Below are 22,518 nucleotides of genomic sequence, written 5' to 3'. Positions count from 1 at the left end.
CGACCGGGCTTCGCCTGACAGACTGCTTGCATGCGCATTGTGGTTCTGGCCGGCGGTATCGGTGGTGCTCGTTTTCTGCGTGGCCTCAAGGAGGCCGCGCCCGACGCGGACATCACGGTGATCGGCAACACCGGTGACGACATCCATCTGTTCGGCCTCAAGGTCTGCCCCGACCTCGACACCGTGATGTACACCCTCGGCGGTGGCATCAACGAGGAGCAGGGCTGGGGCCGTACCGACGAGAGTTTCCACGTCAAGGAGGAACTCGCGGCGTACGGCGTCGGCCCCGAGTGGTTCGGGCTCGGCGACCGTGACTTCGCCACCCACATCGTCCGTACGCAGATGCTCGGTGCGGGCTATCCGCTGAGCGCCGTCACCGAGGCGCTCTGCGCCCGCTGGAAGCCTGGGGTCCGGCTGCTGCCGATGTCCGACGACCGCATCGAGACGCATGTCGCGGTCGACGTCGACGGCGAGAGCAGGGCCATCCACTTCCAGGAGTACTGGGTGAAGCTGCGCGCCTCCGTCCCGGCGCAGGCGATCGTGCCCGTCGGCGCGGAGCAGGCCAAGCCGGCTCCGGGCGTCCTGGAGGCCATCGCCGGTGCCGACGTCATCCTGTTCCCGCCGTCGAACCCCGTGGTGTCCGTCGGGACGATCCTCGCCGTGCCCGGCATCCGGGAAGCCATCGCCGAGGCCGGGGTGCCGGTCGTCGGCCTCTCCCCCATCGTCGGTGACGCACCGGTGCGCGGAATGGCCGACAAGGTCCTCGCCGCGGTGGGCGTCGAGTCGACGGCCGCCGCGGTCGCGCAGCACTACGGTTCCGGGCTGCTCGACGGCTGGCTCGTCGACACCGTGGACGCGGGCGCGGTGGACGAGGTGGAGTCCGCGGGCATCCGCTGCCGGTCCGTACCGCTGATGATGACCGATGTCGCGGCCACCGCCGAGATGGCGCGACAGGCGCTGGTCCTTGCCGAGGAGGTACGGGCATGAGCGCGGCCCCCGACGTCGCGCCCTCGTACCGGGTGTGGGCGCTGCCCGGGATGCCCGAGGTGCGGGCCGGGGACGACCTCGCGAAGCTGATCGCCGCCACCGAGCCCGGCCTGGTGGACGGTGACGTGCTGCTCGTCACCTCGAAGATCGTCTCCAAGGCGGAGGGCCGGATCGTCGAGGCCACCGACCGGGAGGCGGCGATCGACGCCGAGACGGTACGGGTGGTGGCGCGACGCGGCACGCTGCGGATCGTGGAGAACCGGCAGGGGCTGGTCATGGCCGCCGCCGGTGTCGACGCGTCGAACACCCCAGCCGGGACCGTCCTGCTGCTGCCCGAGGACCCGGACGCCTCGGCGCGGGCGATCAGGGAGGGACTGCGGGACACCCTCGGAGTCGAGGTCGGCGTCGTCGTCACGGACACCTTCGGGCGGCCGTGGCGCAACGGGCTGACCGATGTCGCGATCGGCGCGGCCGGGGTGCGGGTGCTGGACGATCTGCGGGGCGGCAGCGACGCGTACGGCAATCCGCTGAGCGCGACCGTGGTCGCGACCGCGGACGAGCTGGCCTCGGCCGGCGACCTGGTCAAGGGCAAGGCGGAGGGGCTGCCCGTCGCGGTCGTGCGGGGGCTCGGCCACGTTCTGGACCCCGAGGATGCCGCAGGGGCCCGCGCGATGGTGCGGGTCGCGGCCGACGACATGTTCCGGCTGGGGACGTCCGAGGCGGTACGGGAGGCGGTGACCCAGCGGCGTACGGTCCGCGAGTTCACCGACGAACCGGTGGACCCGGGGGCGGTACGGCGTGCCGTGGCCGCGGCGGTGACGGCCCCGGCGCCGCACCACACGACGCCGTGGCGGTTCGTGCTGCTGGAGTCGCCGGAGTCCCGGACCCGGCTGCTGGACGCGATGCGGGACGCGTGGATCGCGGACCTGCGGCGTGACGGCAAGAGCGAGGAGTCGATCGCGCGACGGGTGAAGCGGGGCGATGTGCTGCGCCGGGCGCCGTATCTGGTGGTGCCGTGCATGGTGATGGACGGCTCCCATACGTACGGGGACGCGCGGCGGGACGGGGCGGAGCGGGAGATGTTCGTGGTCGCCGCGGGCGCCGGGATCCAGAACTTCCTCGTGGCGCTGGCGGGCGAGCGGCTCGGCTCGGCGTGGGTGTCCTCGACGATGTTCTGCCGGGACGTCGTGCGGGAGGTGCTGGCGCTGCCCGCGACGTGGGATCCGTTGGGGGCGGTGGCCGTGGGGCGGGCGGCGGTGTCGCCTCCGGCGCGGGGGGAGCGGGGGGCGGAGGGGTTTGTCGCTGTGCGGTGAGGGTGGCTGGGGTGGTTCTTCCCCTGGCCCGCCCCTTCCCGTAACCGGAGGCTCTGCCCCCGGGCCCCCGGGCCACTGTGCCTCAAGCGCCGGCAGGGCTGGGTTTCGGGGCTCCGCCCCGGACCTCGCTCCTCAAACGCCGGAGGGGCTGGGATTGCCCGGCCCCGTGCGCGAAGGAACCGGACGGGCTTGAAGTGCCCGGCCCCGTGCGCGAGCGGACCGTAGGGACCTGCGTTGCCCGGCCCTCGTTGCTACAGCCGCGCGATGTTGCGCGGCTGCATCCGGGGTGCGCGGCGGGACGGGGTGTTGTCCGAGAGCATGATCAGGCGGGTCGCCCGGTGGCGTTGGCCCTCGTACGGGGTGAGGAGGGACAGCATCTCCTCGTCGTCCGCGTTCCGGTTGCCGGCCAGCGCGTGGCCGACGATGCCGGGCAGGTGGAGGTCGCCGACCGTGACCGCGTCCGCCGCGCCGTTCGCCCGTTGCAGGGTCTCCGCGGCTGTCCACGGGCCGATGCCGGGGATCGCCTGGAGGCGGGTCATGGCCTCGGGCAGGTCCATGGCGGCCGCCTCCTCCATGCGGCGGGCCACCCGGACCGCGCGCAGGATCGTCGCCGAGCGCTTGCTGTCCACGCCCGCGCGGTGCCACTCCCAGGACGGGATCAGCGACCAGGTGCGGGCGTCCGGCATGACGTAGAGGCCGTACTCCTGCGGTCCGGGCGCCGGCTCCCCGTACGTACGCACCAGGAGCCGCCAGGCGCGGTACGCCTCGTCCGTGGTGACCTTCTGCTCCAGGACCGACGGGATCAGCGACTCCAGCACCAGGCCGGTGCGCAGCAGCCGCAGGCCCGGGCGGCGGTGGTGGGTCACGGCGAGCAGGCGGTGGCGCGGGGTGAAGGCTTCTGGATCGTCCGATGTGCCGAGCAGGGTCGGCAGCTGGTCGAGCAGCCAGGACGCGCCCGGCCCCCAGGCCGCCGCCTCGATCCGGCCCTCGCGGGCGACGACATGGAGCGTGCCGGGGCCCGCGGGGGTGCGGCTGGCCCGGCGGACGGAGCCGTCGGCGGACATCCGGAACGTGGGGTCGGCGGGTCCGCGGCGCAGCGGGCCGAGGACGAGCCGCAGGTCGAGCGGGCCCGGCGGGGTCCAGGTGCGGGTCAGCGGCGCCGGTACGGGCGTTGCCGCCGCCTGGTGCGGGACGGCCGCGCGCGGGGCGCTGCGGGGAGCAAATCGTCCTGCCACGGATGAGGTCCTCGGTAGTCGGGGGTGCCTGTCGAGGGTACGGCGGATTCCGGCCACTCGGGGAGTCCACGGCGGAGTGGCCGGGCCGGTCATTCGTCCGAGGAGAACCGCACCGAAGCCGCGGGCAGGTGGGCCCCGCACCAGATGCGGACGCCGTCGAGCAGTTCGTTGTCGGCCCCGACCTTGGCCCCGTCGCCGACGACCGCGCCCACGAGGACCGTACGGCTGCCGATCCTGGCACCCGCTCCGACCAGGGAGTCCGTGATCACGGCGCCCGGTTCGACGATGGCGCCCGCGAGCACGGTGGAGCCGTCGATCCTGGCACCCGCGCCGATGACGGCGTCGGCGCCGATGACCGTACCGCCGGAGAGTTTGGCGTCGGGGGCGACGGAGGCGGTGGGCAGGACGAGGCGGTCGCCGCAGCGGCCGGGGACGGCCGGGGAGGGGGCGCGGCCGAGGACCAGGTCGGCGGAGCCGCGTATGAAGGCCTGCGGGGTGCCGAGATCCAGCCAGTACGTGGAGTCGACCATGCCCTGGAGGTGCGCGCCGTCGGCGAGGAGTCCGGGGAAGGTCTCGCGTTCGACGGAGACCGGGCGGCCTGCCGGGATGGTGTCGATGACCGACCTGCGGAAGATGTACGCGCCCGCGTTGATCTGGTCGGTGACGATCTCCTCGGGCGTCTGCGGCTTCTCCAGGAACGCGGTGACGCGGCCGGTGTCGTCCGTCGGTACGAGGCCGAAGGCGCGTGGGTCGTCGACCCGGGTGAGGTGGAGCGAGACATCCGCGCCGGAGTCGGCGTGCGTGGTGACCAGGGCCCGGATGTCGAGGCCGGTGAGGATGTCGCCGTTGAAGATGAGGACCGGTTCGTCCGGACCGGAGGTGAGCCGCTGGGCGACGTTGCGGATGGCGCCGCCGGTGCCGAGCGGTTCGCGCTCGGTGACGTACTCGATGTGGAGGCCGAGCGACGAACCGTCACCGAAGTACGGCTCGAAGACCTCCGCCAGGTACGACGTCGCGAGGACGATGTGCTCGACCCCGGCGGCCCGGGCACGCGCCAGCTGGTGCGTGAGGAAGGGGACGCCCGCTGCCGGAACCATGGGTTTCGGGGTGTGCACCGTGAGCGGGCGCAGCCGGGTTCCCTTGCCGCCGACCAGGAGGATCGCTTCTTTTGCCTCTGTCACAGCACTGTCTCTGCTTCCTGCTGGGGCCGGGCCTGGATCGGACAACCGCTTCTTCGGCTGGCCAGTGTATGCAGTCCGGTGGAGGGGTCCCTCGGTCAGCAGCCCGCAGCAGGTCTCCGGCGCGACCGGCGCCGGTTCACGGCTCCTTTCGCGTCAGCGGCCCTGCAGCTTGGCCGAACTGGTCCGGGCCGTGCCGAGCTTCTTGTAGAGACGCGCTCCGGGGCATTCGGTTGCGAATCCGTCCCGGTGACCCGAGATGACGTTAAGTTTGACCTTCTTGCCCTTCTTGTACTTGTTGCTGCCGCCCGAGGTCAGGGTCACCTTGCCCTTGGGGTTGGCGCCGAACAGGCCGAGCTTCCAGGCGGTGAGCTTGGAGACGGCGTTGACCGCGGCGGCCGGCGGGTTCGACGAGGTGAAGGTCCCGAGCACGGCGATGCCCATGGTGTTGGTGTTGAAGCCGAGTGTGTGCGCGCCCATGACGGCCTTCGTCACGCCTCCGGCGCGGCCCTCGTAGATGTTTCCGCACTTGTCGACGGCGAAGTTGTAGCCGATGTCGCGCCAGCCGCTGCTCTTGACGTGGTAGCGGTAGATGCCGCGCAGGACCGAGGGTGCCTGGGAGCACGTGTAGTTGTTGCCGGTGGCGCTGTGGTGGATGAAGGCGGCCTTGACGGACTTCGTGTACGCGAAGCCGCTTTCGCGGAGCTTCTCGTCGGCGCCCCAGCCCTTGCGGGTGATGATGCGCGGCCGGGGCCCGATGTAGGGCTTGGCAGCGGGTGCGAGGCCGGCGTCCTCCTCGGTCTCGGCCCTGTTCAGGGCTGGGAGCACGGCGGCGGAGAGCGAGGTGGTGCGGTCGGCGCCCGCCGCGCCGGTGGCCGGGTCCGCCGGGTCCGTTCCGGGGAGCTGCTGCGGGTCCTTGCCCGGGTCGACGAGTTCGAGGTGCAGCCCGGCGGGCAGCGGTACGGGGGCCTCGGCGCTCTCGCCCGGGCCGGGGGTCTCGGGGCGGACCCGGACCTCGACGCCGTCGGAGTCGCCGACCCAGAGGGGGGCGGTGGAGCCACGGGTGGCACCCGAGTCGCGCTCGGTGGTCCCGGCGTCGGCGGAGTGCTCGGCGTTGTGCGTCTCCAGGTCCTGCCAGTCGGACCAGCGGTCGGTGCCGGTGGCGCGGGTGCGGACCTGGGCGGTGCCGTGGAGTTCGGCGTCCACGTCGTTCCAGACGACGCCGACCATGGAGAACGGCTGGACGTCACGCTCGGGCAGTCCTTGTTCGGCGGCCGCGGCGGCGGGTGCGCCGGTGGCCCGTACGGAGGGGGAGGACACGGGGTTCAGGGCCAGGGACTGCGTCGAGCCGGGCACTCCGGCCGGTTCGGACGCCTCGGCGGGAACGGATCCCGCGGTGGCCGGGTGGGCGGGGGTGTCGGGGGCGGCGCCCGCGGGCGCGGCGAGCGGCAGTACGAGAGCTGCCGCGCAGGTGACACCGATGGAGGATGCAAGGAAGGCACGCATACACATGATCCTTGGCACAAGCGCGCCACTCCGGCGACCCGGAATTTTCCCGTCACTTGACGGCTCGTCTGCCGAACCGGTGTACCCGGCCCCTGCCGCACCCGGCCCCTCCCGGCATCGCCGCGTACCCTTCTGCGAATGAACGCCAGCGACCGCACCCCTGCCGACCTGCTGCGTTCCGCGCTCGCCGCGGACCCGGCCCGCCCCATGGTCACCTTCTACGACGACGCCACCGGAGAGCGCGTCGAACTGTCGGTGGCCACCTTCGCCAATTGGGTGGCCAAGACGGCGAACCTGCTGCAGGGCGACCTCGCCGCCGAGCCCGGTGACCGGCTCGCGCTGCTGCTGCCCGCGCACTGGCAGTCAGCGGTCTGGCTGCTGGCCTGCGCCTCGGTCGGTGTGGTCGCCGATGTGCAGGGAGAGCCCGCCACCGCCGACCTCGTCGTCTCCGGGCCGGACAGTCTGGACGCCGCACGGGCCTGCCGCGGTGAGCGGATCGCGCTGGCGCTGCGCCCGATGGGCGGCAGGTTCCCGCAGGCGCCCGAGGGCTTCGCGGACTACGCGGTCGAGGTGCCGGGCCAGGGCGACCGGTTCGCCCCGTTCGCGCCCGTCGACCCGGATGCCCCGGCTCTGACGGTGGGCGGTGTCGGGTTCACCGGTGCGGAGCTGGTCGCGCGGGCCCGCGAGGACGGTGCCGGGTGGGGCCTGGGCGCCGGATCGCGGCTGTTGTCGGGGCGTACGTACGACACCTGGGAGGGGCTCAGCGCCGGACTGTTCGCGCCGCTCGCCACCGGGGGGTCCGTGGTGCTGTGCCGGCATCTCGGGGAACTGGGCGAGGACGGGCTGGCCCAGCGGATCGAGAGCGAGCGGGTCACGCGGACCGTGTGACGGCCGACGGGGCGGCCGCTTCCACCGTCAACACTGCGGTATGACAAGCGGTCTGAGGGCCACCCGTCCGGCCCAGTGTGGGCCGAGCCCTCCCGTCGATGCGTCAACTCCGGTACATGATCTGCGGTACGGACCACTCAAGGCACAACCAAGCGTGAGGTTCAGCCGTCTACTTGTGCGACCGGCGGCCACGCGTGCTGCCGAACGTGAAGGATGGACGCAGACGTGACCGAAAGCGGCGGCACGCCGGCCGATCCCGACGACTCGGCCGGGGGCGAGGACCGGGCACCGGACGGCTCGCCCGGTGCGGAGCCCGGCGGGACGAGCGCCCCGGCGGACGCCCCGGGCGGTGAGACGCGCAGCGGGTCCGGCAGCGGACCGTCGCACGGAACGCCACCGGCAGGTTCCGGCGGACCGGATCCGGCCCTCGACATCATCGTCAAGCGCAAGCGTCACTGGCTGCGTTGGACCGCCCTCGGCGCCTCGTTCGTCGTGCTCGTCGCCGCGGGCGCCGGCTGGTGGCTGTACAAGAAGCTGGACGGCAACATCAGGACGGACACCTCCGCGGCCGCCGAACTCAAGGCGTACGAGAAGGAGCGGCCCTCCTCCGTCGTCCACGACGCGCAGAACATCCTGCTCATCGGCTCGGACAGCCGGGCCGGGGACAACAGCAAGTACGGCCGCGACGACGGCGGCAGTCAGCGGTCGGACACGACGATCCTGTTGCACCTGGCCGCGAACCGGAAGAGCGCCACGGCGATGTCGCTCCCGCGCGATCTGATGGTGAACATCCCGGAGTGCCACAAGCCGGACAAAACCGTGAGCAAGCCGCAGTTCGCGCAGTTCAACTGGGCCTTCGAGTTCGGCGGAACCGCCTGCACCATCCGCACGGTCGAGAAGATGACCGGCATCCGCATCGACCACCACATGGTCGTCGACTTCGACGGCTTCAAGAACATGGTCGACGCGGTGAACGGGGTCGAGATCTGCCTCAAGAAGCCGATCGACGACAGCGCCGCCCACCTCAAGCTCCCGGCGGGCCGCCAGAAGCTCAACGGTGAGCAGGCCCTCGGGTACGTACGGGCCCGCAAGTCGATCGGCAACGGCAGCGACACCGAGCGGATGGACCGCCAGCAGCAGTTCCTGGGCGCCCTGGTGAACAAGGTGCAGAGCAACGGGGTGCTGCTCAACCCCACCCGGCTCTACCCGGTGCTGGACGCGGCCACCAAGGCACTGACCACCGACCCGGGGCTGGACAGCCTGAAGGACCTCTACGACCTGGTGCGCGGCATGCGCAACGTACCGACGGACAAGGTGCAGTTCCTGACCGTGCCCCGGCAGTCGTACCACCTCGACGCGAACCGGGACGAACTGGTGCAGCCCGACGCGGACAAGCTCTTCAGGCAACTGCGCGACGACAAGCCCGTCGCCGTTGTGCCCGCGGACCAGCTGAAGAGTGACGACGGAAAGAGCGCTGACGCCGCGGAGGCCGCCGGCCCGACTCCCACACCCACCTACTCGGGGAACAATGCGGCAACCGACCTGTGTAAGCAGTAAAGCAATGGCCAAGCCGACATCAATGTTCGGCGTGCAATGGGAAGAATGCCCGGTTGTAAGGGCCGTGGAATATGTCACGCCCGTCGCTCGACAGCGAACGGGACGGATAGTGTGACGCGATCCGGTGCTTCCGGCCTTCCGGCCGCGCACTTCCGGAGCGAAAGACTGAGCGCCTTATCGGGGGAGGCGCCTCGCGTGGCACCGACGGAGGACTCAAACGACCGTGGATGCACAAGGCCGTGGGCGGGCGGAAGAAATCGATCCCGCAGACCAATGGGTTCTCAACCCGGACACCGGCGACTACGAACTGCGACTGAACAATTCCGGAGGGGATTCATCCGGAGGGGACTCAGGCAGGGCGTCGAGGGTTTCGGCTCCTCGGAGTTCCGGGCGCAGAGGTGCTGCCCGTGAGGACGACGGTGAGCGTCGCGGTGCGGCGGGCGAGGGATCGCGCCGTGGCCGTGAGGTGCCGCGACAGGGCGGCCGCCGTTCGGCCTCCGGCTCCGGCCCGCGTGGCCAGGAGGCCGCCGCTTCCGCCGAGAGCAGCACGGGCCGGCGCAAGCGCAAGGCTGCCAAGCCCCGGCGCAAGAAGGCGCTGCTCTGGACCGGCGGTGTGATGGCCTTCCTGCTCGTCGCGGTGTCGGCCGGCGGATACTGGCTGTACCAGCACTTCAACGGCAACCTGAGCTCCGTGGACATCGGCGACCGCGGCAACAAGGACGTCGTCACGGCCAACGCCCCCCTCAACATATTGGTCATCGGTACGGACAAGCGCACCGGCAAGGGCAACGAGGGCTACGGCGACTCGGGCAGCGTCGGCCACGCGGACACGAACATCCTGTTCCACGTATCCAAGGACCGCACCAACGCCACGGCGATGAGCATCCCCCGCGACCTCATCACCAACATCCCGGAGTGCAGGACCAAGCAGTCCGACGGCTCGGAGAAGGCCATCCCGGGCACGCAGAACGTCCGGTTCAACACCAGCCTCGGCCAGGACGACCGCGACCCGGGCTGCACGATGGACACCGTCAAGGAGCTCACCGGCCTGACCGTCGACCACTTCATGATGGTCGACTTCAACGCGGTGAAGGAACTGTCCACGGCGGTCGGCGGCGTCAAGATCTGCCTGGCCCACGCGGTCAAGGACGACAAGTCGCACCTCGACCTTCCGGCGGGCCCCAACACCGTCCAGGGCGAGCAGGCGCTGGCGTTCGTACGGACCCGGCACGCCTACGCCAACGGGAGCGACCTCGACCGGATCAAGGGCCAGCAGCAGTTCATCGGCTCGATGATCCGCGAGATGAAGTCGAACGACACGCTGACGAGCCCGACGAAGCTGTTCAAGCTGGCGGACGCGGCGACCAAGGCGCTGACGGTCGACTCGGCCATCGACTCGGTGCCGAAGCTGACCACGCTGGCCAAGGAACTCACCAAGATCGACACGAAGAACATCACGTTCGTCACCCTGCCGGTCATCGACAACCCGGCCGAGCCCAAGCCGATCACGGTGGTCGTGGACCCGGTCAAGGCGCCTCAACTGCTGTCGATGATGCAGGAGGACACCTCGCTGACCGAGGTGGCCGCGCAGAAGAAGGCCGCCAAGAGCAAGCAGGACGCGCTCCTCAAGGGGACGAAGGCGGCAGCGGCCGATGTGCGCGTCGACGTCTACAACGGCGGCGAACTCGCCGGCGCGGCGCAGCAGACCGTGACCTGGCTCCAGAACGACAAGGGCGTCCTGAAGTCCACGAACAAGGCCAACGCCCCGGCGAAGGCAGCCAAGACGACACTCGAGTACGCGCCGAACCAGGCGGACCAGGCCCGGGCGCTCGCCGAGATGATGGGGCTTCCCGCTACGGCGATGAAGCCGGGCACCAAGGATGCCGTGGGCCTGCAGGCGATGGTGCTGACGCTGGGGGCGGACTTCAAGGGCGCGGGCACCCCCATCACCGGGCCGGCGAAGATCGACATTCCGAAGTCCAGCGCCGACAAGGAAGTGTGCGCCAAGTGACATCGGGTCACTGCGCGATATCGCGAGTCTGAACAGCAGGGGGGTCCTGGTGGGACGGAGCAGTACGCCCGGGGAGGGGACGCGACCACGCGTCCGGCATTCCGGCCAACTCGGCCGGGACGACGTCCTCCACGAGGCCGGTGACGGGGACAGCGGCAAGGGCGCCCCGAAACCGGAGACCGGTGAGAGCGGGGGCGGCGGCCGTCGCGCCGCGAGCCACGGCGGACGCCGTGGCCGGCCCCGCCGCGCCCCCAAGCGGAAGAAGCGCCGCGTACTGCGCTGGATAGCGTTCTCCCTCGCGTTCCTCATACTCGGCACCGGCGCGGCCGGTTATCTCTGGTACGAGCACCTGAACAGCAACCTCCGCAAGGGCGAGCGGAGTGCGGGCAACAGCGCGGCGGAGAAGACCGCGCCGAACGCGGCGGGCCAGACCCCGCTGAACCTCCTGCTGATCGGCTCCGACAGCCGCAACAGCAAGGAGAACCTCAAGCTCGGCGGGTCGAAGGAGAGCGTGGGCGGGACGCCGCTGGCTGATGTGCAGATGCTGCTGCACGTGTCGGCCGACCGGAAGAACGCGTCGGTCGTGAGCATCCCCCGGGACACCCGCGTGGACATTCCGGACTGCGAGGACCCGGTCACGCACAAGAAGTACCCCGCCAGCAACGGCATCATCAACGAGACGCTGCGTGGCGGCGCCGGCTGCACCCTGGACACCTGGGAGAAGCTCACCGGCGTCTACATCGACCACTGGATGATGGTCGACTTCGCGGGTGTGGTGGACATGGCGGACGCCGTGGGCGGCGCCTGGGTGTGTGTGAAACAGGACGTCAACGACGTGCCCAAGCCCAATGTGCCCGGTGGCTCTCACCTGCGGCTGACGGCGGGCAAGCACAAGATCAAGGGCGAGGACGCCCTGAAGTGGCTGCGCACCCGGCACGCCTTCGAGAGCGACATCGGCCGGTCGAAGGCCCAGCACATGTATCTGAACTCCGTCATGCGTGAGCTGAAGAGCCAGAACGCCTTCACCGACACCGGACGGCTGATGAACCTCGCCGAGACCGCGACCGAGTCGCTCCAGGTCTCGGAGGAGATCGGCACGGTGAAGAAGCTGTTCGATCTCGGCATGCAGCTGAAGAACGTGCCGCTGGACAAGATGACCATGCTGACGATGCCGCGGATCGCCGACCCCCAGGATCCCGAGGCCCACGTCCTGCCGAAGCCGGGAGCCGCCGACAAGCTCTGGGCGCTGCTGCGCGACGACCAGTCGCTCGACCCCAAGGACCGCGCCAAGGCGGCGACGAAGGCGGCGGCCGGCCCGAAGGCCGGTGCTCCCGCCTCGCTCGGGGTGACCGTCGTCAACGGCACCGCCGCCGACGGCACCGCCGCCACCGAAGGCCGCGCCGGGTTCGTCCGTGACCTGCTGAAGGCCAAGGGCTTCACCGAGGCGGACACCTCGGTCGATCCCGGATCGGCGCTGACCACCGAGGTGACGTACCCGCGGAGCGCCGGCGCCCAGGGCAAGTCGGACGCGCTGTCGGTCGCCAAGGCGCTGGGGCTCGCGACCAGCGCCGTGAAGGAGACGCCGGACGGTGCCGGGCTGACGCTCACGGTCGGCTCGGACTGGCGGACCGGCTCCACGGTCCCGAAGGCCGCCGCCGAAGACGACAGCGACCCGCTGGAGGGCACCGAGGCCGTCAGCAGCGCCAAGACGGACGACTGCATGGACGTCTACTGGCCGTACCGCCAGATGTAGCGGACGCGCGGAGTACAGGAGAGGGGGCGCCCGGTGAGAACCGGGCACCCCCTCTCGTACGTCTGTGTGCGGTGTGCCGGGCGGTCAGCCCACCGGTGCGTCCGGCTCACGGACCGCCGGGCGGCGGCTGGCGATGACGCGCTTCGCCAGTGAGCGCGGGCTGGTGAGGTAGCCGTAGCCCCACGACATGTGCATGGTCGCCAGCGCCACCGGGATCTGCGCCCGCGCCTTCAACGGCAGTCCCTTGCCCGCCGGGAAGGACCCGGCGACGATCGCCGCGACGTAACCGGCCGGGACGAGAAGCGCCCACGGGGTGACGGCGGCGCCCACCACGAGACCGGCCGCGATCGCGACGACGGCGGTCGGCGGGGCCAGGTAGCGCAGGTTGATCGAGCCGGCGTGGTAGCGGGCGACGACGTGGCGCCAGCGGCCGTAGTTCTTGTACTGCTTGGCGAGCTCGCGGACGGATGGGCGCGGGCGGTACTGCACGCGCAGCTCGGGCGAGAACCAGATCAGGCCGCCGGACTCGCGGATGCGGTAGTTCAGCTCCCAGTCCTGGGCGCGGATGAACTCGATGTTGTAGCCGTCCGCCCTCTCCAGCGCCTCGCGGCGGAAGACCCCGAGATAGACGGTCTCGGCCGGTCCGGCCTGACCGCCCGTGTGGAAGGCCGCGTTACCGACGCCGATCTTCGACGTCATGGCCGCGGCGACGGCGTCCTCCCAGGCGTTCTCGCCCTCGGCGTGCATGATGCCGCCCACGTTCTGCGCGCCCGTCTCCTCCAGGAGCCGGACGGCGGTCGTGATGTAGTTCGGCGACAGCATGCCGTGACCGTCGACGCGTACGACCACGGGGTGGCGGGAGGCCTTGATCGCGGCGTTGAGCGCGGCGGGGGTGCGGCCGGTGGGATTCGGCACGGTCTGGACCCGGGAGTCCTCCGCGACCAGCTCGGCGGCGATCTCGTCCGTACGGTCCGTGGACGGGCCGAGCGCGATCACCACCTCCATCTCACCGGCGTACTCCTGTTCCAGGATGTGCCGGACGGAGTTCCGGAGATGCCGCTCCTCGTTGAGTACCGGCATGATCACGGAGACGGCGGGGTGCTGCGCGGCAGACATGTGATCCTCGGGGGGTCCTCGGGGCGCCGGGGGTCTCGCACCCCACCAGGCGGGCGTATTCGGCCGCCACGTTACCGCGAATGGGGGACAGCGGCGCGCGCCGCCGGCCTGCTGCCCGGGATGCAGATCGTATGTGCCTACTGTGCGAACGATCCCCCTTGCACCGCGGAGGTGTCCCCCGTGCCCACGCCGCACCGCTCCCCCCGTCCGCCGAGGCCCCGCGCCGCTCCCCCGCAGCGCAGACGGCCCAGGAAGCAGGACGAGAGACCGCGCTGGGGCATGCGGGCGGCGACCACCCTCTCCGTGCTGGTACTCGGCGCGGGCGGCATCGGCCACGCCGTGGTGACCGATCTGGAGTCCGGGATCGACCGGATCGACCCGTTCAAGGACATGAAGAACCGGCCCGCGGGCGGCGACGGCATGAATCTGCTGCTGGTCGGCACCGACGGCCGCGACAAGATCACCAAGGACGAGAAGAAGAAGTACCGGCTGGGCGGCGCACCCTGTCACTGCACCGACACGATCATGCTGGTGCACCTGTCCGCGGACAAGCAGCGCGCCAGCGTCGTCAGCCTGCCGCGCGACAGCTACGCGGAGATCCCCGAGCACCGGGACGCGACGACGGGCAAGGAGCACGCGGCCCACCCGGTGAAGCTGAACGCCGCGTATGCCGAAGGCGGGCCGAATCTGACCGTACGGACCGTCGAGCACATGACGGGCGTCAAGGTCGACCACTATCTGGAGGTCGACTTCACCAGCTTCATGACGACGGTCGACACCCTGGGCGGGGTGAAGATCTGCACCGCCCGGCCGATGAAGGACTCCTACACCGGTCTCGACCTCGCGGCCGGCACCCATGAGCTGAACGGCGGCCAGGCGCTCCAGTACGTACGCTCCCGGCACATCGACGGCGCCGCCGACCTGGGCCGGATGCAGCGCCAGCAGAAGTTCATGGCCTCGCTGATCAAGCAGGCGACGAGCAGCGGAGTACTGCTGAACCCGGTGAAGTTCCGCGAGGTCGCCTCGACGATGCTGAAGTCGGTACGGGCCGACAAGGGCTTCGGTACGGAGCAGATGCTGGAGCTCGGCCAGGCGATGCGGGGCTTCTCCGCCTCCTCCTCCGAGTTCACCTCGGTGCCGATGGGCGATGTCGCGTACCAGGTCAAGGGCATCGGCTCGACGGTCAAATGGGATCCGAAGAAGTCGAAGGAGCTGTTCCGGGCGCTACGCGAGGACAAGCCGCTCACCGCCGCGCGGCCCAAGCAGGCACCGGCGAAGAAGGTCGACGTCCCGCCGAAGCAGATCCGGGTCCAGGTCTACAACGGGACCCCGAAGGACGGCCTCGGCTCCACGGTCGACACCGCGCTGCACGCCACGGGCTTCGACACCACCCGCGCCCCGCTCACCGCGCCGCAGCGCGATCTCCAGCACACCCTGGTCACGTACGACCCGCGCTGGGACCGGTCGGCGAAGTCCCTGGCGGCGGCGCTGCCCGGGGCCGAGCTGATGGCCGTGAAGGGGCAGGGCGCCACGATGAAGGTGACCGCGGGCGCGGACTACCGCACGGTGGAGCGGGTCCGGGCCGAGGAGCCCGATCCGGGCAGGTTCGGCGCGGTGAAGGGCGACGAGGTGGTCTGCCCGTAGGGGGGCCGCGCGGACCGGGGCTCAGTCCTCGATGCCGTCGGCCGCGCGCTTCTCGCGCAGTTCCTTGATCGCGCGGCGCCGGGCGAGGCGGTGGGTGCGCCGGATCTGCGCCTCCTGGTAGCGCCGGTTGTCGCGCTCGGTCTCCGGGATCACGGGCGGTACGCGGCGCGGTCTGCCGTCCGCGTCGACCGCCGCGAAGACCAGGTACGCGCTGCCGACCTGCGAGGCGGGGGTCGACTCGTTCCAGCGCTCGGCCATGACGCGGACGCCGACCTCCATGGAGGAGCGGCCGGTCCAGTTCACCTGGGCGCGGACGTGAACAAGGTCACCGACGCGGACCGGCTCCAGGAAGACCATCTCGTCCATGGAGGCCGTCACGGCGGGCCCGCCCGAGTGCCGTCCGGCCACCGCGCCCGCCGCGTCGTCGACCAGTTTCATGATCACGCCGCCGTGCACCGTACCCAGCAGATTGGTGTCGCTGCCGGTCATGATGTGGCTGAGGGTGGTCCGGGAGGCTGCGGTGGGCTTGCCCGGAATGTCGCCCTCCGGGCGCAGGGCCTGATCTGTCATGCCCTCCACCTTATGCGGGGGCTCGGGGGCGTTCTGCGGGGGCCGGGAGCGCGTCGCAATGCATCAGCTTCGCAACAGCCCTGGTCCGATTTCCCTCACACCCTGTAATAGCAGTGGCCCGGACCTGCACACTGGGTCGCATGAACGATTGGCCCGAGGGTTGGACCGGCGACAACCGCAGCGGAAACGGCTACGGGCAGGGCAGCGCGAGCGGCCGGCCCGAGAGCCCCCGCTCGATGCCGCACGTCCAGCGCCGCCCCGCCCCGCCCCAGCAGCGCCCCGCGCCGCCGAGACAGCGGCAGATGCCTCAGCAGCCCGGCGGCTACGGCGACGCCCCCGAGTACGACAGTGGCTACAACACGGGCCATGTCTACGGCGGCGGCCAGGGCGGCCGCGGCGGTGGCGGTGGCGGTCACGGCGGCGGGCCCGGCGACGACGGATACGTCCAGGGCCGCCCGGCGGCAGCGCCCGACTGGCGCCGCCGGATCAAGATCGGCGTACTGAGCCTCGTGGTCGTGGTGCTCGCCGTCTCGGTCGGTACGTACTTCTGGGCCGACTCCAAGCTGAAGCGCGAGGTCGACCTCTCCAAGGTCATCGAGCGGCCGAAGGCGGGCGACGGCACGAACTACCTGATCGTCGGGTCGGACAGCCGCGAGGGCATGACGTCCGAGGACAAGAAGAGGCTCCACACCGGCTCCGCCGAGGGCAAGCGGACCGACTCGATGATGATCCTGCACGACGGCTCCAACGGCCCGACGCTGGTCTCCCTGCCCCGTGACTCGAACGTCGAGATCCCCTCGTTCGTCGGCTCCGAGTCCGGCAAGAAGTTCGAGGGCCAGGGCCGTACGACGAAGCTGAACGCCGCGTACGCCACGGACGGCCCCGAGCTCCTCGTCCGTACCGTCGAGTTCAACACCGGGTTGCACATCGACCACTACGTCGAGATCGGCTTCGGCGGCTTCGCCAAGATCGTGGACGCGATCGGCGGCGTGGAGCTCGACATCCCCAAGGCGTTCAAGGACAAGTACTCCGGCGCCGACTTCCAGGCCGGCAAGCAGTCGCTGGACGGCCAGCAGGCGCTCGCCTTCGTCCGCACCCGGCACGCCTTCACCTCCGACCTGGACCGTACGAAGAACCAGCAGAAGTTCCTCGCGGCGCTGGCGAGCCAGACGGCGACGCCGTCGACGATCCTCAACCCGTTCAAGCTTTACCCGACGCTGGGCGCCGGTCTCGACACCCTCATCGTGGACAAGGACATGTCGCTCTGGTCCCTGAGCCAGATGTTCTTCGCCATGAAGGGCGTCACGGGCGGCGACGGCGCGTCGCTGAACATCCCGATCTCCGGCTCCTCGGGCGGCAACCTGGTCTGGGACAAGGCCAAGGTCAAGCAGCTGGTCGAGCAGCTCAACAACGACGAGAAGGTCACGGTCACCGGCAGCTGACCGTCCGCATCGCACGGCGAAGGGCCCGGACGCTTCGTCCGGGCCCTTCGCCGTGCGCCTACACCTTCCCGTGAGCGAGCACCGCCACGTGCGGCAGCGCCAGCAGTCCGTCCTCGCCCTCGAACTCCCTGCACAGCACGTCGTACTCGCGCTTGGCCCCGGCCACACCCTCGGGCCCGCGGCTGTTGACGAGCTGTCCGATCGCGGCGACCCCGGCCGCGGGACCGGCCCACCAGTCCTCGGCATCCGCCCGGTGGTCCCACGACAGCGACTCGCTGTGTACGTCCCCGAGTCCGGCCGCCGTCAGCAGGGCGCCCAGCCCCTCCCGGGTGCGCGGGAAGTCGTGCTCCTCGTCGACCGTGGCCAGCCAGCCGGGCCGGGTCAGACCGGCGGCCCCGGCGGCCCGGCCGATCAGCGCCTGGCCGGGGCGCCCGGTACCTGCCAGATCGTGACGGCGATCCGGCCTCCGGAGCGGGTGATCCGGCGCAGTTCGACGAGGGCGTCCAGCGGCCGGCCGACGTGGTTCAGCACGAAGTTCGCCACGACGGCGTCGAACTCGCCGTCGGAGTAGGGCAGCTGGGGCAGCGAGCCGATGCGTACGTCGACCCCGGGCACCGCCCGCCGGGTGGCCGCGACCATGCCCGGTTCGGCGTCCACTGCCCGTACGACGGCACCGCGCCCGACGGCGGCCACCGCCACGCTGCCGCTGCCGCACCCCACGTCGAGCAGGCGCGTCCCGGCGGCGGTGGACGCCGCGTCCAGCAGGGCGGGCACCGTGTGCGCGCAGAGGCGGCCGAAGGTGCGGGCGTAGCTCTCGGCGCGCCCGTCCCAGATCCGCCGCTCACTCACGTCGAACGCGGTCATACGACACCTCCGGACGGGCCCTGCGGCTCCACCTCGTCCAGGTCCTCGTAGAGCGCGGTCATACGACACCTCCGGACGGGCCCTGCGGCTCCGCTTCGTCCAGGTCCTCGTAGAGCGCGTCCAGAATCCGCCCCGTCGGCTCGCCCTCCGGCGACAGTTCGGCCAGACACCAGCCGGGCAACTGCGCCTCGACCTGGGGCGGAAGATCGCCGTCCGCCGGATCGGCCAGCGTGTAGAGAAGACCGAACGCGGTCTCCTTCGCCACCTCCCGGGCTATCTCGCCCAGTTCCGCGGGCGACAGTCCGAGCCGCACCGCCCGCTCCACGGCCCCGCCCGCCAGGCCTTCCTTCCGGTAGGCCGCGATCCAGTCGGGGGCCGCCGAACTCCATGCGTCGATGTCCTGCCAGACCGTGCGCAGGAACCGGTACCGGGCCAGCTGAGGGATGTTCTCCTCGGCCTCCGACTCGGCCCAGCCCGATGCGTCGTCGGCTCCCAGCGCCTCGAACAGGCCGGTGAGCGTGTCGATGTCCGTCATGGAGAGGGAAGGTACGCCATCGGGCCAGGGAACCCCCGTCCGGGCCGGGCACCCGTCCATGCCGACCGTCACCCGGTTCAGCCGAGCATCGAGGCGGCGATCAGCCCGACAACGGCGACGGCGGCGGCACACACCAGGACGGTCGCGCCGCGTCCGCGCCTGCCCTTCCGAGAACCTTGCCGCGGCCGGCCCCGCGTCGGCGAGGGTGCCGGTGCCTCCTCTTCCCTCGCTCCGGCCGTCTCGGCCAACAGGCCCCGGCAGCAGGCCGCGAGACGGGCGATGTCGCCGTCGAGCGGGACGGTGGTCTCGGCGCGCGCCGGGGCGGTGGTGCCGCCGTCCAGGATGCGCCCGGCCCGGATCCTCACCCGGCCGGACCCGTGGGAGGCGAGGCTGATCCACCTGCCGGCGTCCTCGCCCCGGATCACCACGGTGCCGCCGCGTTCGCGGTAGACGGTGTGCTGCCGCCAGAGCAGTTTCGCCAGCGGTGCGGGGAGGTCGGCCACCGTCGCCGCCTGCCGTCTGTCGTCGCTCAGCGACATGGGACCGCCCGTCGGGTGTGCCGCGTATGCCTTCTCCGGGCGTCCGCGGGCACGTGAGCGGGTCTGTGAGCCGGCCGGGGTCTGCACCCCGGTATGTACGTGGTCAACTCGCCGGTCCTTTCGGGCCACGCCGGTCGGCGTGATCACCGCAGGATTGTAGAGGCAAGGCAACCATGCTGCCCTACACGGGAGTTGACTGACAGCCGGGGCCCGCGCCCTCGGGAGGGAAGCATCCGGGGGCGCGGGACGGCCCGCTTGGGGGCGACGCCGGCTCAGCCGAGCGGGTTGCTGGTGTCGCGCAGGGTGGCCAGGGCCGGCGCGTACATCCGGGCCTTGATCGTCCCGAGGGTGTCACCGGCCTTGTTCACCTGCGCCTGGGCGATCTCGATCGCGGTGGAGCGCACGGCGTCCTCGCTGACCGCCTGGTCGACGATGCCGGCGGCCGCGGCATCGGACCCGCCGTAGCGGTGGGCGGTGAGCATGGCCTTGTGCGCGGTCTGCGGGGCCAGCCGGGACTGGACGAGGGCGGCCATGCCGGGGGTGAAGGGAATGTTGATGTCCGCCTCGGGCAGGCACCAGTAGCCGCGGTCGGCACGCATGACGCGGAAGTCGTGGGCGAGGGAGAACATCGCACCGGCGGCGAAGGTGTGCCCCTGCAGCGCGGCCACCGTGACAATCGGCAGCGACAGCACCCGCGCGAACAGCTCGTGGACGGAGTTGACGTAGTCCTGGTGCTGGTCGGCGTGGGCGAACAGCCAGTCCAGGTCGAGCCCGTTGGAGTAGAACTTGCCGGTGGCGGCGGTGACCAGGGCGCGGGGGCCCTCCGCCTTCTCGACCTCGTCGAGCGCGGCACCGACGGCCGTGAGCCAGTCGGGGTGGAAGCGGTTCTCTCCGTCTCCGAGGTCGAGAACGAAGACGTTGTCGTGGCGGTCGAGCGAGGGCACGGGGACTCCTTCGAGCTGAACTGACGGGCTGGAGTCCGCCGCGTACGAGCACCCGGTCGACGCTGGTCGCACCCGCCCGTACTCCACCAGCGGGCTACCTGCCAGTAACTTATGAGGTCCGGCATGGAACAGGCAAGAGGGTCCGCCGTGATCATCCCCCGGGCCGCCTCCGGAAGCCCTTGCTGCGCCACGCTCACGTACGGAAGTTGCGGGCCAGCCAAGGACTGAGCATCGTGCGCGGGACGAGTTCCTTGTACGTCTCGTCACCGGGCAGCGGGACGACGAGCCACTGGCCGGGTGGGAAGAACCTGCCCTTCACGTACGCCATGCCGCTGTACACGGAACGGAGGAACGCGGGCACGGAGTCGCGGGGGACGTCCTCGAACTCCACCCCGTCGACAGTGATCTTCGCGTCGTCCTCGGGGAACACCTGGAGGGTGACGGCGGGCGCCCCGCCCAACTCGATGAACGCCTCGTGCGGCAGCGACCCGTCCGCGTCGACCACGGTGAAGGCGCCCGCGGAGGTGCGACGGGAGGTCTGGTCCGCCCCGATGTCATCGGTGACGGTCATCTCCAGGTCGTACGCGCCCGCCACCTCACGGACTGCGGTGACGGCGGTCTCGGTGCTCGGCAGATGAGGATGCCCCATGCGCCGCTCAGCCCTGCGCCGCGTACGCGACGAAGGCCGCCCAGGCGGCGGGGTCGCAGGCGAGGCGGGGGCCTTGGACGCGCTTGGAGTCGCGGATGTGGACGGTGTGGGGGGCGGCGGCGACCTCGACGCAGTCGTTGCCGTCGCCGCTGCTGCTGTAGCTGCTCCTGAACCACGCCAGCTCGGCAGCATCCCGGGCAGAGGGCTTGTCAATCATGACTCTCCCAGCAGTTGCTCGATGAAGGCCAGTGACTCCCTGGGCGAGAGGGCCTGGGCCCGGATCATCCCATAGCGCAATTCAAGGATCCTGAGCTGCTTCGGATCGGAGACCGGGCGTCCACTGAACGCACCCTCGGAACGGCCCACCGCACTGCCGTCGGGGAACTTCAGTACCTCGATCAGCCCGCCCGTGCCCGGATGCTCCTCGCGCTGGGTCGGCATCACCTGGATCGACACGTTCCGCAACCGCCCCACTTCCAGCAGGCGTTCGAGCTGTCGGCGCAACACCGTCGCGCCACCGACGGGACGGCGCAGCGTCACCTCCTCCTGTACGAAACTCAGCGCCGGAAGCGGGTCGCGGTCGAAAATGGACCGCCGGGCCATGCGCGCGGCCATCACACGCTCCATCTCATCCAATGTGTACGCCGGTAGCCACGACGCGAACAGGGCCCGCATATGGTCCTCGGTCTGCAGGAGCCCGTTGATGTTGTGGTGGTGATAGGCCTCCACCTGAACGGCTTTGGCTTCCATCTTCGCCAGATCCCGCACCCTCTTCGGGTACCGGACCTCCGCCACATCCCGCTTCATCGCGGACAGCTTGCCGCCCGCGCCGCACACCTCGTCCACCCCGTCCAGGAACTCCGGGCGCGGGATCCGCCGCCCGCCCTCCACCTTGTAGACCAGGTCCTCCCCGTAACCGAGCGCGGCCCCGAGCTCACAGGCCCGCATGCCCGCCGCCTCCCGCCACGCCTTGATCTGGCGCCCCACCGCAGCAACCACCGCCACGCCGGACTCGTCATCGGGATCGACCTCCCAACCGGGCTCGTCCGCCCTGCCGTCGCCCTGCTCCGCACCGACCCCGTCCACACTCATCCGTGCCCCACTTCCGACGTGCGTGCCGTTCGTCCCTCAACCGCATCCGTTCCCCGCACGTCACTCCGGACAGCCGGGACAGCGCTGGACAAGCCCCGGACAATCACCGTACGCAAGGGCTCGATCACTGGGCACGGTACGCAGGCGCGGCCACGCTGAGTGACGTGAACCGAGACATCACCAGCCCCCAACAACCCACCGTCAGCCGCACCTTCACCGTGCTGCTCTCCCCCACGCGCCGAGGCGCCCGGCTCGCACGCCTCCTCACCGTGGCCCATCTCGACCTGTGGGGGCTGCCGTCCGAGTCGGCCGCGCACATCGTCGCGGAGCTCGCCACGAACGCCGCCGTGCACGGTCGGGTGCAGGGACGGGACTTCCGGCTGGGCCTCACCGTCCACCGGGAGAAGCTGCTGCGGATCGAACTGACGGACACCCGGGGCGACGCCCTGCCCGTCGTATCAGCCCCCGATCCGCATGCGGAAAGCGGACGGGGCCTGCTCATCGTCGAGGCCTTCGCGGACCGTTGGGGCATCGTTCCGGGCCCGGTCCCACGCAAGACGGTGTGGGCGGAACTCGACCTCGTACCGTGACCGACTCCACCGGGTCGTGGATGCCCACGACCCCCAGGACCACGACCCGGTGACCCGCGGCGCGGTCACCCACGACGTCTAAAGGCTTTTAAAGAACTCAGGGAA

The 22,518-nt window shown here is 70.9% G+C and carries 20 protein-coding genes and 1 pseudogene; 9 read left to right on the top strand and 12 right to left on the bottom strand.

Annotation, left to right across the window (positions count from 1 at the left end; genetic code table 11):
- Positions 1 to 30: 30 nt before the first annotated feature.
- The gene (gene cofD, locus ACIBJG_RS32520; protein ID WP_399313019.1) at positions 31 to 987 is read left to right on the top strand and encodes a 2-phospho-L-lactate transferase; all 957 of its coding nucleotides are present in this window, start codon (positions 31 to 33) and stop codon (positions 985 to 987) included.
- Positions 984 to 2,300, top strand: coding sequence for a coenzyme F420-0:L-glutamate ligase (locus tag ACIBJG_RS32515; protein WP_399313017.1), 1,317 nt, complete (start codon positions 984 to 986; stop codon positions 2,298 to 2,300). The genes cofD and ACIBJG_RS32515 overlap by 4 nt, the downstream gene beginning before the upstream one ends.
- Before the next feature lie 251 nt (positions 2,301 to 2,551).
- Here ACIBJG_RS32515 and ACIBJG_RS32510 read toward each other — a convergent pair whose 3' ends face one another.
- The 3 genes from ACIBJG_RS32510 to ACIBJG_RS32500 form a co-directional block, all read right to left on the bottom strand.
- A complete protein-coding gene (locus ACIBJG_RS32510; protein WP_399313015.1) occupies positions 2,552 to 3,535 on the bottom strand; it encodes a DNA-3-methyladenine glycosylase family protein in 984 nt (327 codons plus the stop codon).
- An 89-nt stretch (positions 3,536 to 3,624) separates the two neighbouring features.
- Positions 3,625 to 4,716, bottom strand: a complete 1,092-nt coding sequence (locus ACIBJG_RS32505) for a sugar phosphate nucleotidyltransferase (protein WP_399313013.1) — start codon at positions 4,714 to 4,716, stop codon at positions 3,625 to 3,627.
- 153 nt (positions 4,717 to 4,869) lie between these two features.
- Positions 4,870 to 6,219: a peptidoglycan recognition protein gene (locus ACIBJG_RS32500; RefSeq protein ID WP_399313012.1), complete on the bottom strand. Its 1,350-nt coding sequence runs from the start codon at positions 6,217 to 6,219 to the stop codon at positions 4,870 to 4,872.
- Between the two features lie 138 nt (positions 6,220 to 6,357).
- On the opposite strand from ACIBJG_RS32500, the gene ACIBJG_RS32495 reads away from it, so the two are divergent.
- The 4 genes from ACIBJG_RS32495 (at position 6,358) to ACIBJG_RS32480 (ending at position 12,428) form a co-directional block, all read left to right on the top strand.
- On the top strand, positions 6,358 to 7,107 hold the full coding sequence (locus ACIBJG_RS32495) for a TIGR03089 family protein (protein ID WP_399313010.1): 750 nt from the start codon (positions 6,358 to 6,360) through the stop codon (positions 7,105 to 7,107).
- A gap of 225 nt (positions 7,108 to 7,332) precedes the next feature.
- On the top strand, positions 7,333 to 8,664 hold the full coding sequence (locus ACIBJG_RS32490; RefSeq protein ID WP_399313008.1) for an LCP family protein: 1,332 nt from the start codon (positions 7,333 to 7,335) through the stop codon (positions 8,662 to 8,664).
- A 223-nt stretch (positions 8,665 to 8,887) separates the two neighbouring features.
- Positions 8,888 to 10,675: an LCP family protein gene (locus tag ACIBJG_RS32485; RefSeq protein ID WP_399313007.1), complete on the top strand. Its 1,788-nt coding sequence runs from the start codon at positions 8,888 to 8,890 to the stop codon at positions 10,673 to 10,675.
- Positions 10,676 to 10,724: 49 nt separating this feature from the next.
- Complete coding sequence (locus ACIBJG_RS32480; protein ID WP_399313006.1) at positions 10,725 to 12,428, top strand: LCP family protein; 1,704 nt, start codon at positions 10,725 to 10,727, stop codon at positions 12,426 to 12,428.
- An 84-nt stretch (positions 12,429 to 12,512) separates the two neighbouring features.
- Here the strand turns inward: ACIBJG_RS32480 and ACIBJG_RS32475 are convergent, their stop codons facing one another.
- On the bottom strand, positions 12,513 to 13,544 hold the full coding sequence (locus ACIBJG_RS32475; RefSeq protein ID WP_399313004.1) for a glycosyltransferase family 2 protein: 1,032 nt from the start codon (positions 13,542 to 13,544) through the stop codon (positions 12,513 to 12,515).
- Between the two features lie 279 nt (positions 13,545 to 13,823).
- On the opposite strand from ACIBJG_RS32475, the gene ACIBJG_RS32470 reads away from it, so the two are divergent.
- Positions 13,824 to 15,188, top strand: a complete 1,365-nt coding sequence (locus ACIBJG_RS32470) for an LCP family protein (protein ID WP_399313041.1) — start codon at positions 13,824 to 13,826, stop codon at positions 15,186 to 15,188.
- 21 nt (positions 15,189 to 15,209) lie between these two features.
- Here the strand turns inward: ACIBJG_RS32470 and ACIBJG_RS32465 are convergent, their stop codons facing one another.
- Positions 15,210 to 15,758, bottom strand: a complete 549-nt coding sequence (locus ACIBJG_RS32465) for an acyl-CoA thioesterase (protein WP_326661549.1) — start codon at positions 15,756 to 15,758, stop codon at positions 15,210 to 15,212.
- Positions 15,759 to 15,898: 140 nt separating this feature from the next.
- Here ACIBJG_RS32465 and ACIBJG_RS32460 point away from each other — a divergent pair, with 140 nt between their 5' ends.
- Positions 15,899 to 17,200, top strand: a complete 1,302-nt coding sequence (locus tag ACIBJG_RS32460; RefSeq protein ID WP_399313002.1) for an LCP family protein — start codon at positions 15,899 to 15,901, stop codon at positions 17,198 to 17,200.
- A 58-nt stretch (positions 17,201 to 17,258) separates the two neighbouring features.
- Here the strand turns inward: ACIBJG_RS32460 and ACIBJG_RS32455 are convergent.
- The 7 genes and pseudogenes from ACIBJG_RS32455 to ACIBJG_RS32425 form a co-directional block, all read right to left on the bottom strand.
- A pseudogene (locus ACIBJG_RS32455) lies at positions 17,259 to 18,064 on the bottom strand (class I SAM-dependent methyltransferase).
- A gap of 58 nt (positions 18,065 to 18,122) precedes the next feature.
- Complete coding sequence (locus tag ACIBJG_RS32450) at positions 18,123 to 18,599, bottom strand: hypothetical protein (RefSeq protein WP_399313000.1); 477 nt, start codon at positions 18,597 to 18,599, stop codon at positions 18,123 to 18,125.
- A gap of 77 nt (positions 18,600 to 18,676) precedes the next feature.
- The gene (locus ACIBJG_RS32445; RefSeq protein ID WP_399312999.1) at positions 18,677 to 19,285 is read right to left on the bottom strand and encodes a hypothetical protein; all 609 of its coding nucleotides are present in this window, start codon (positions 19,283 to 19,285) and stop codon (positions 18,677 to 18,679) included.
- Between the two features lie 125 nt (positions 19,286 to 19,410).
- Positions 19,411 to 20,082, bottom strand: coding sequence for an enoyl-CoA hydratase-related protein (locus ACIBJG_RS32440; protein ID WP_399312998.1), 672 nt, complete (start codon positions 20,080 to 20,082; stop codon positions 19,411 to 19,413).
- Between the two features lie 193 nt (positions 20,083 to 20,275).
- A complete protein-coding gene (locus ACIBJG_RS32435; protein ID WP_399312996.1) occupies positions 20,276 to 20,731 on the bottom strand; it encodes a hypothetical protein in 456 nt (151 codons plus the stop codon).
- A gap of 7 nt (positions 20,732 to 20,738) precedes the next feature.
- Entirely contained in the window at positions 20,739 to 20,948 is a 210-nt protein-coding gene (locus ACIBJG_RS32430; protein WP_399312994.1) for a DUF397 domain-containing protein, read from the bottom strand.
- A complete protein-coding gene (locus ACIBJG_RS32425) occupies positions 20,945 to 21,823 on the bottom strand; it encodes a helix-turn-helix domain-containing protein (RefSeq protein WP_399312992.1) in 879 nt (292 codons plus the stop codon). The genes ACIBJG_RS32430 and ACIBJG_RS32425 overlap by 4 nt, the downstream gene beginning before the upstream one ends.
- 164 nt (positions 21,824 to 21,987) lie before the next feature.
- Here ACIBJG_RS32425 and ACIBJG_RS32420 point away from each other — a divergent pair, with 164 nt between their 5' ends.
- Positions 21,988 to 22,413 carry an ATP-binding protein gene (locus tag ACIBJG_RS32420; RefSeq protein ID WP_399312990.1) on the top strand — a complete coding sequence of 142 codons (426 nt, stop codon included), beginning with the start codon at positions 21,988 to 21,990 and terminating at the stop codon, positions 22,411 to 22,413.
- The last annotated feature ends 105 nt before the right edge of the window (positions 22,414 to 22,518 follow it).

The sequence above is a fragment of the Streptomyces sp. NPDC050422 genome (assembly GCF_044458665.1).
GTDB lineage: Bacteria > Actinomycetota > Actinomycetes > Streptomycetales > Streptomycetaceae > Streptomyces.
The sequence above is the reverse complement of the archived record's forward strand: the minus strand, read 5'-3'. Positions and strand labels throughout refer to the sequence as shown.

Coding starts and splice junctions, on each gene's coding strand:
- ACIBJG_RS32430 (WP_399312994.1), bottom strand. CDS start 20,948: ATGATTGACAAGCCCTCTGCCCGGGATGCTGCCGAGCTGGCGTGGTTC.
- ACIBJG_RS32500 (WP_399313012.1), bottom strand. CDS start 6,219: ATGCGTGCCTTCCTTGCATCCTCCATCGGTGTCACCTGCGCGGCAGCT.
- cofD (WP_399313019.1), top strand. CDS start 31: ATGCGCATTGTGGTTCTGGCCGGCGGTATCGGTGGTGCTCGTTTTCTG.
- ACIBJG_RS32450 (WP_399313000.1), bottom strand. CDS start 18,599: ATGACGGACATCGACACGCTCACCGGCCTGTTCGAGGCGCTGGGAGCC.
- ACIBJG_RS32425 (WP_399312992.1), bottom strand. CDS start 21,823: ATGAGTGTGGACGGGGTCGGTGCGGAGCAGGGCGACGGCAGGGCGGAC.
- ACIBJG_RS32460 (WP_399313002.1), top strand. CDS start 15,899: ATGAACGATTGGCCCGAGGGTTGGACCGGCGACAACCGCAGCGGAAAC.
- ACIBJG_RS32475 (WP_399313004.1), bottom strand. CDS start 13,544: ATGTCTGCCGCGCAGCACCCCGCCGTCTCCGTGATCATGCCGGTACTC.
- ACIBJG_RS32465 (WP_326661549.1), bottom strand. CDS start 15,758: ATGACAGATCAGGCCCTGCGCCCGGAGGGCGACATTCCGGGCAAGCCC.
- ACIBJG_RS32470 (WP_399313041.1), top strand. CDS start 13,824: ATGCGGGCGGCGACCACCCTCTCCGTGCTGGTACTCGGCGCGGGCGGC.
- ACIBJG_RS32515 (WP_399313017.1), top strand. CDS start 984: ATGAGCGCGGCCCCCGACGTCGCGCCCTCGTACCGGGTGTGGGCGCTG.
- ACIBJG_RS32495 (WP_399313010.1), top strand. CDS start 6,358: ATGAACGCCAGCGACCGCACCCCTGCCGACCTGCTGCGTTCCGCGCTC.
- ACIBJG_RS32435 (WP_399312996.1), bottom strand. CDS start 20,731: ATGGGGCATCCTCATCTGCCGAGCACCGAGACCGCCGTCACCGCAGTC.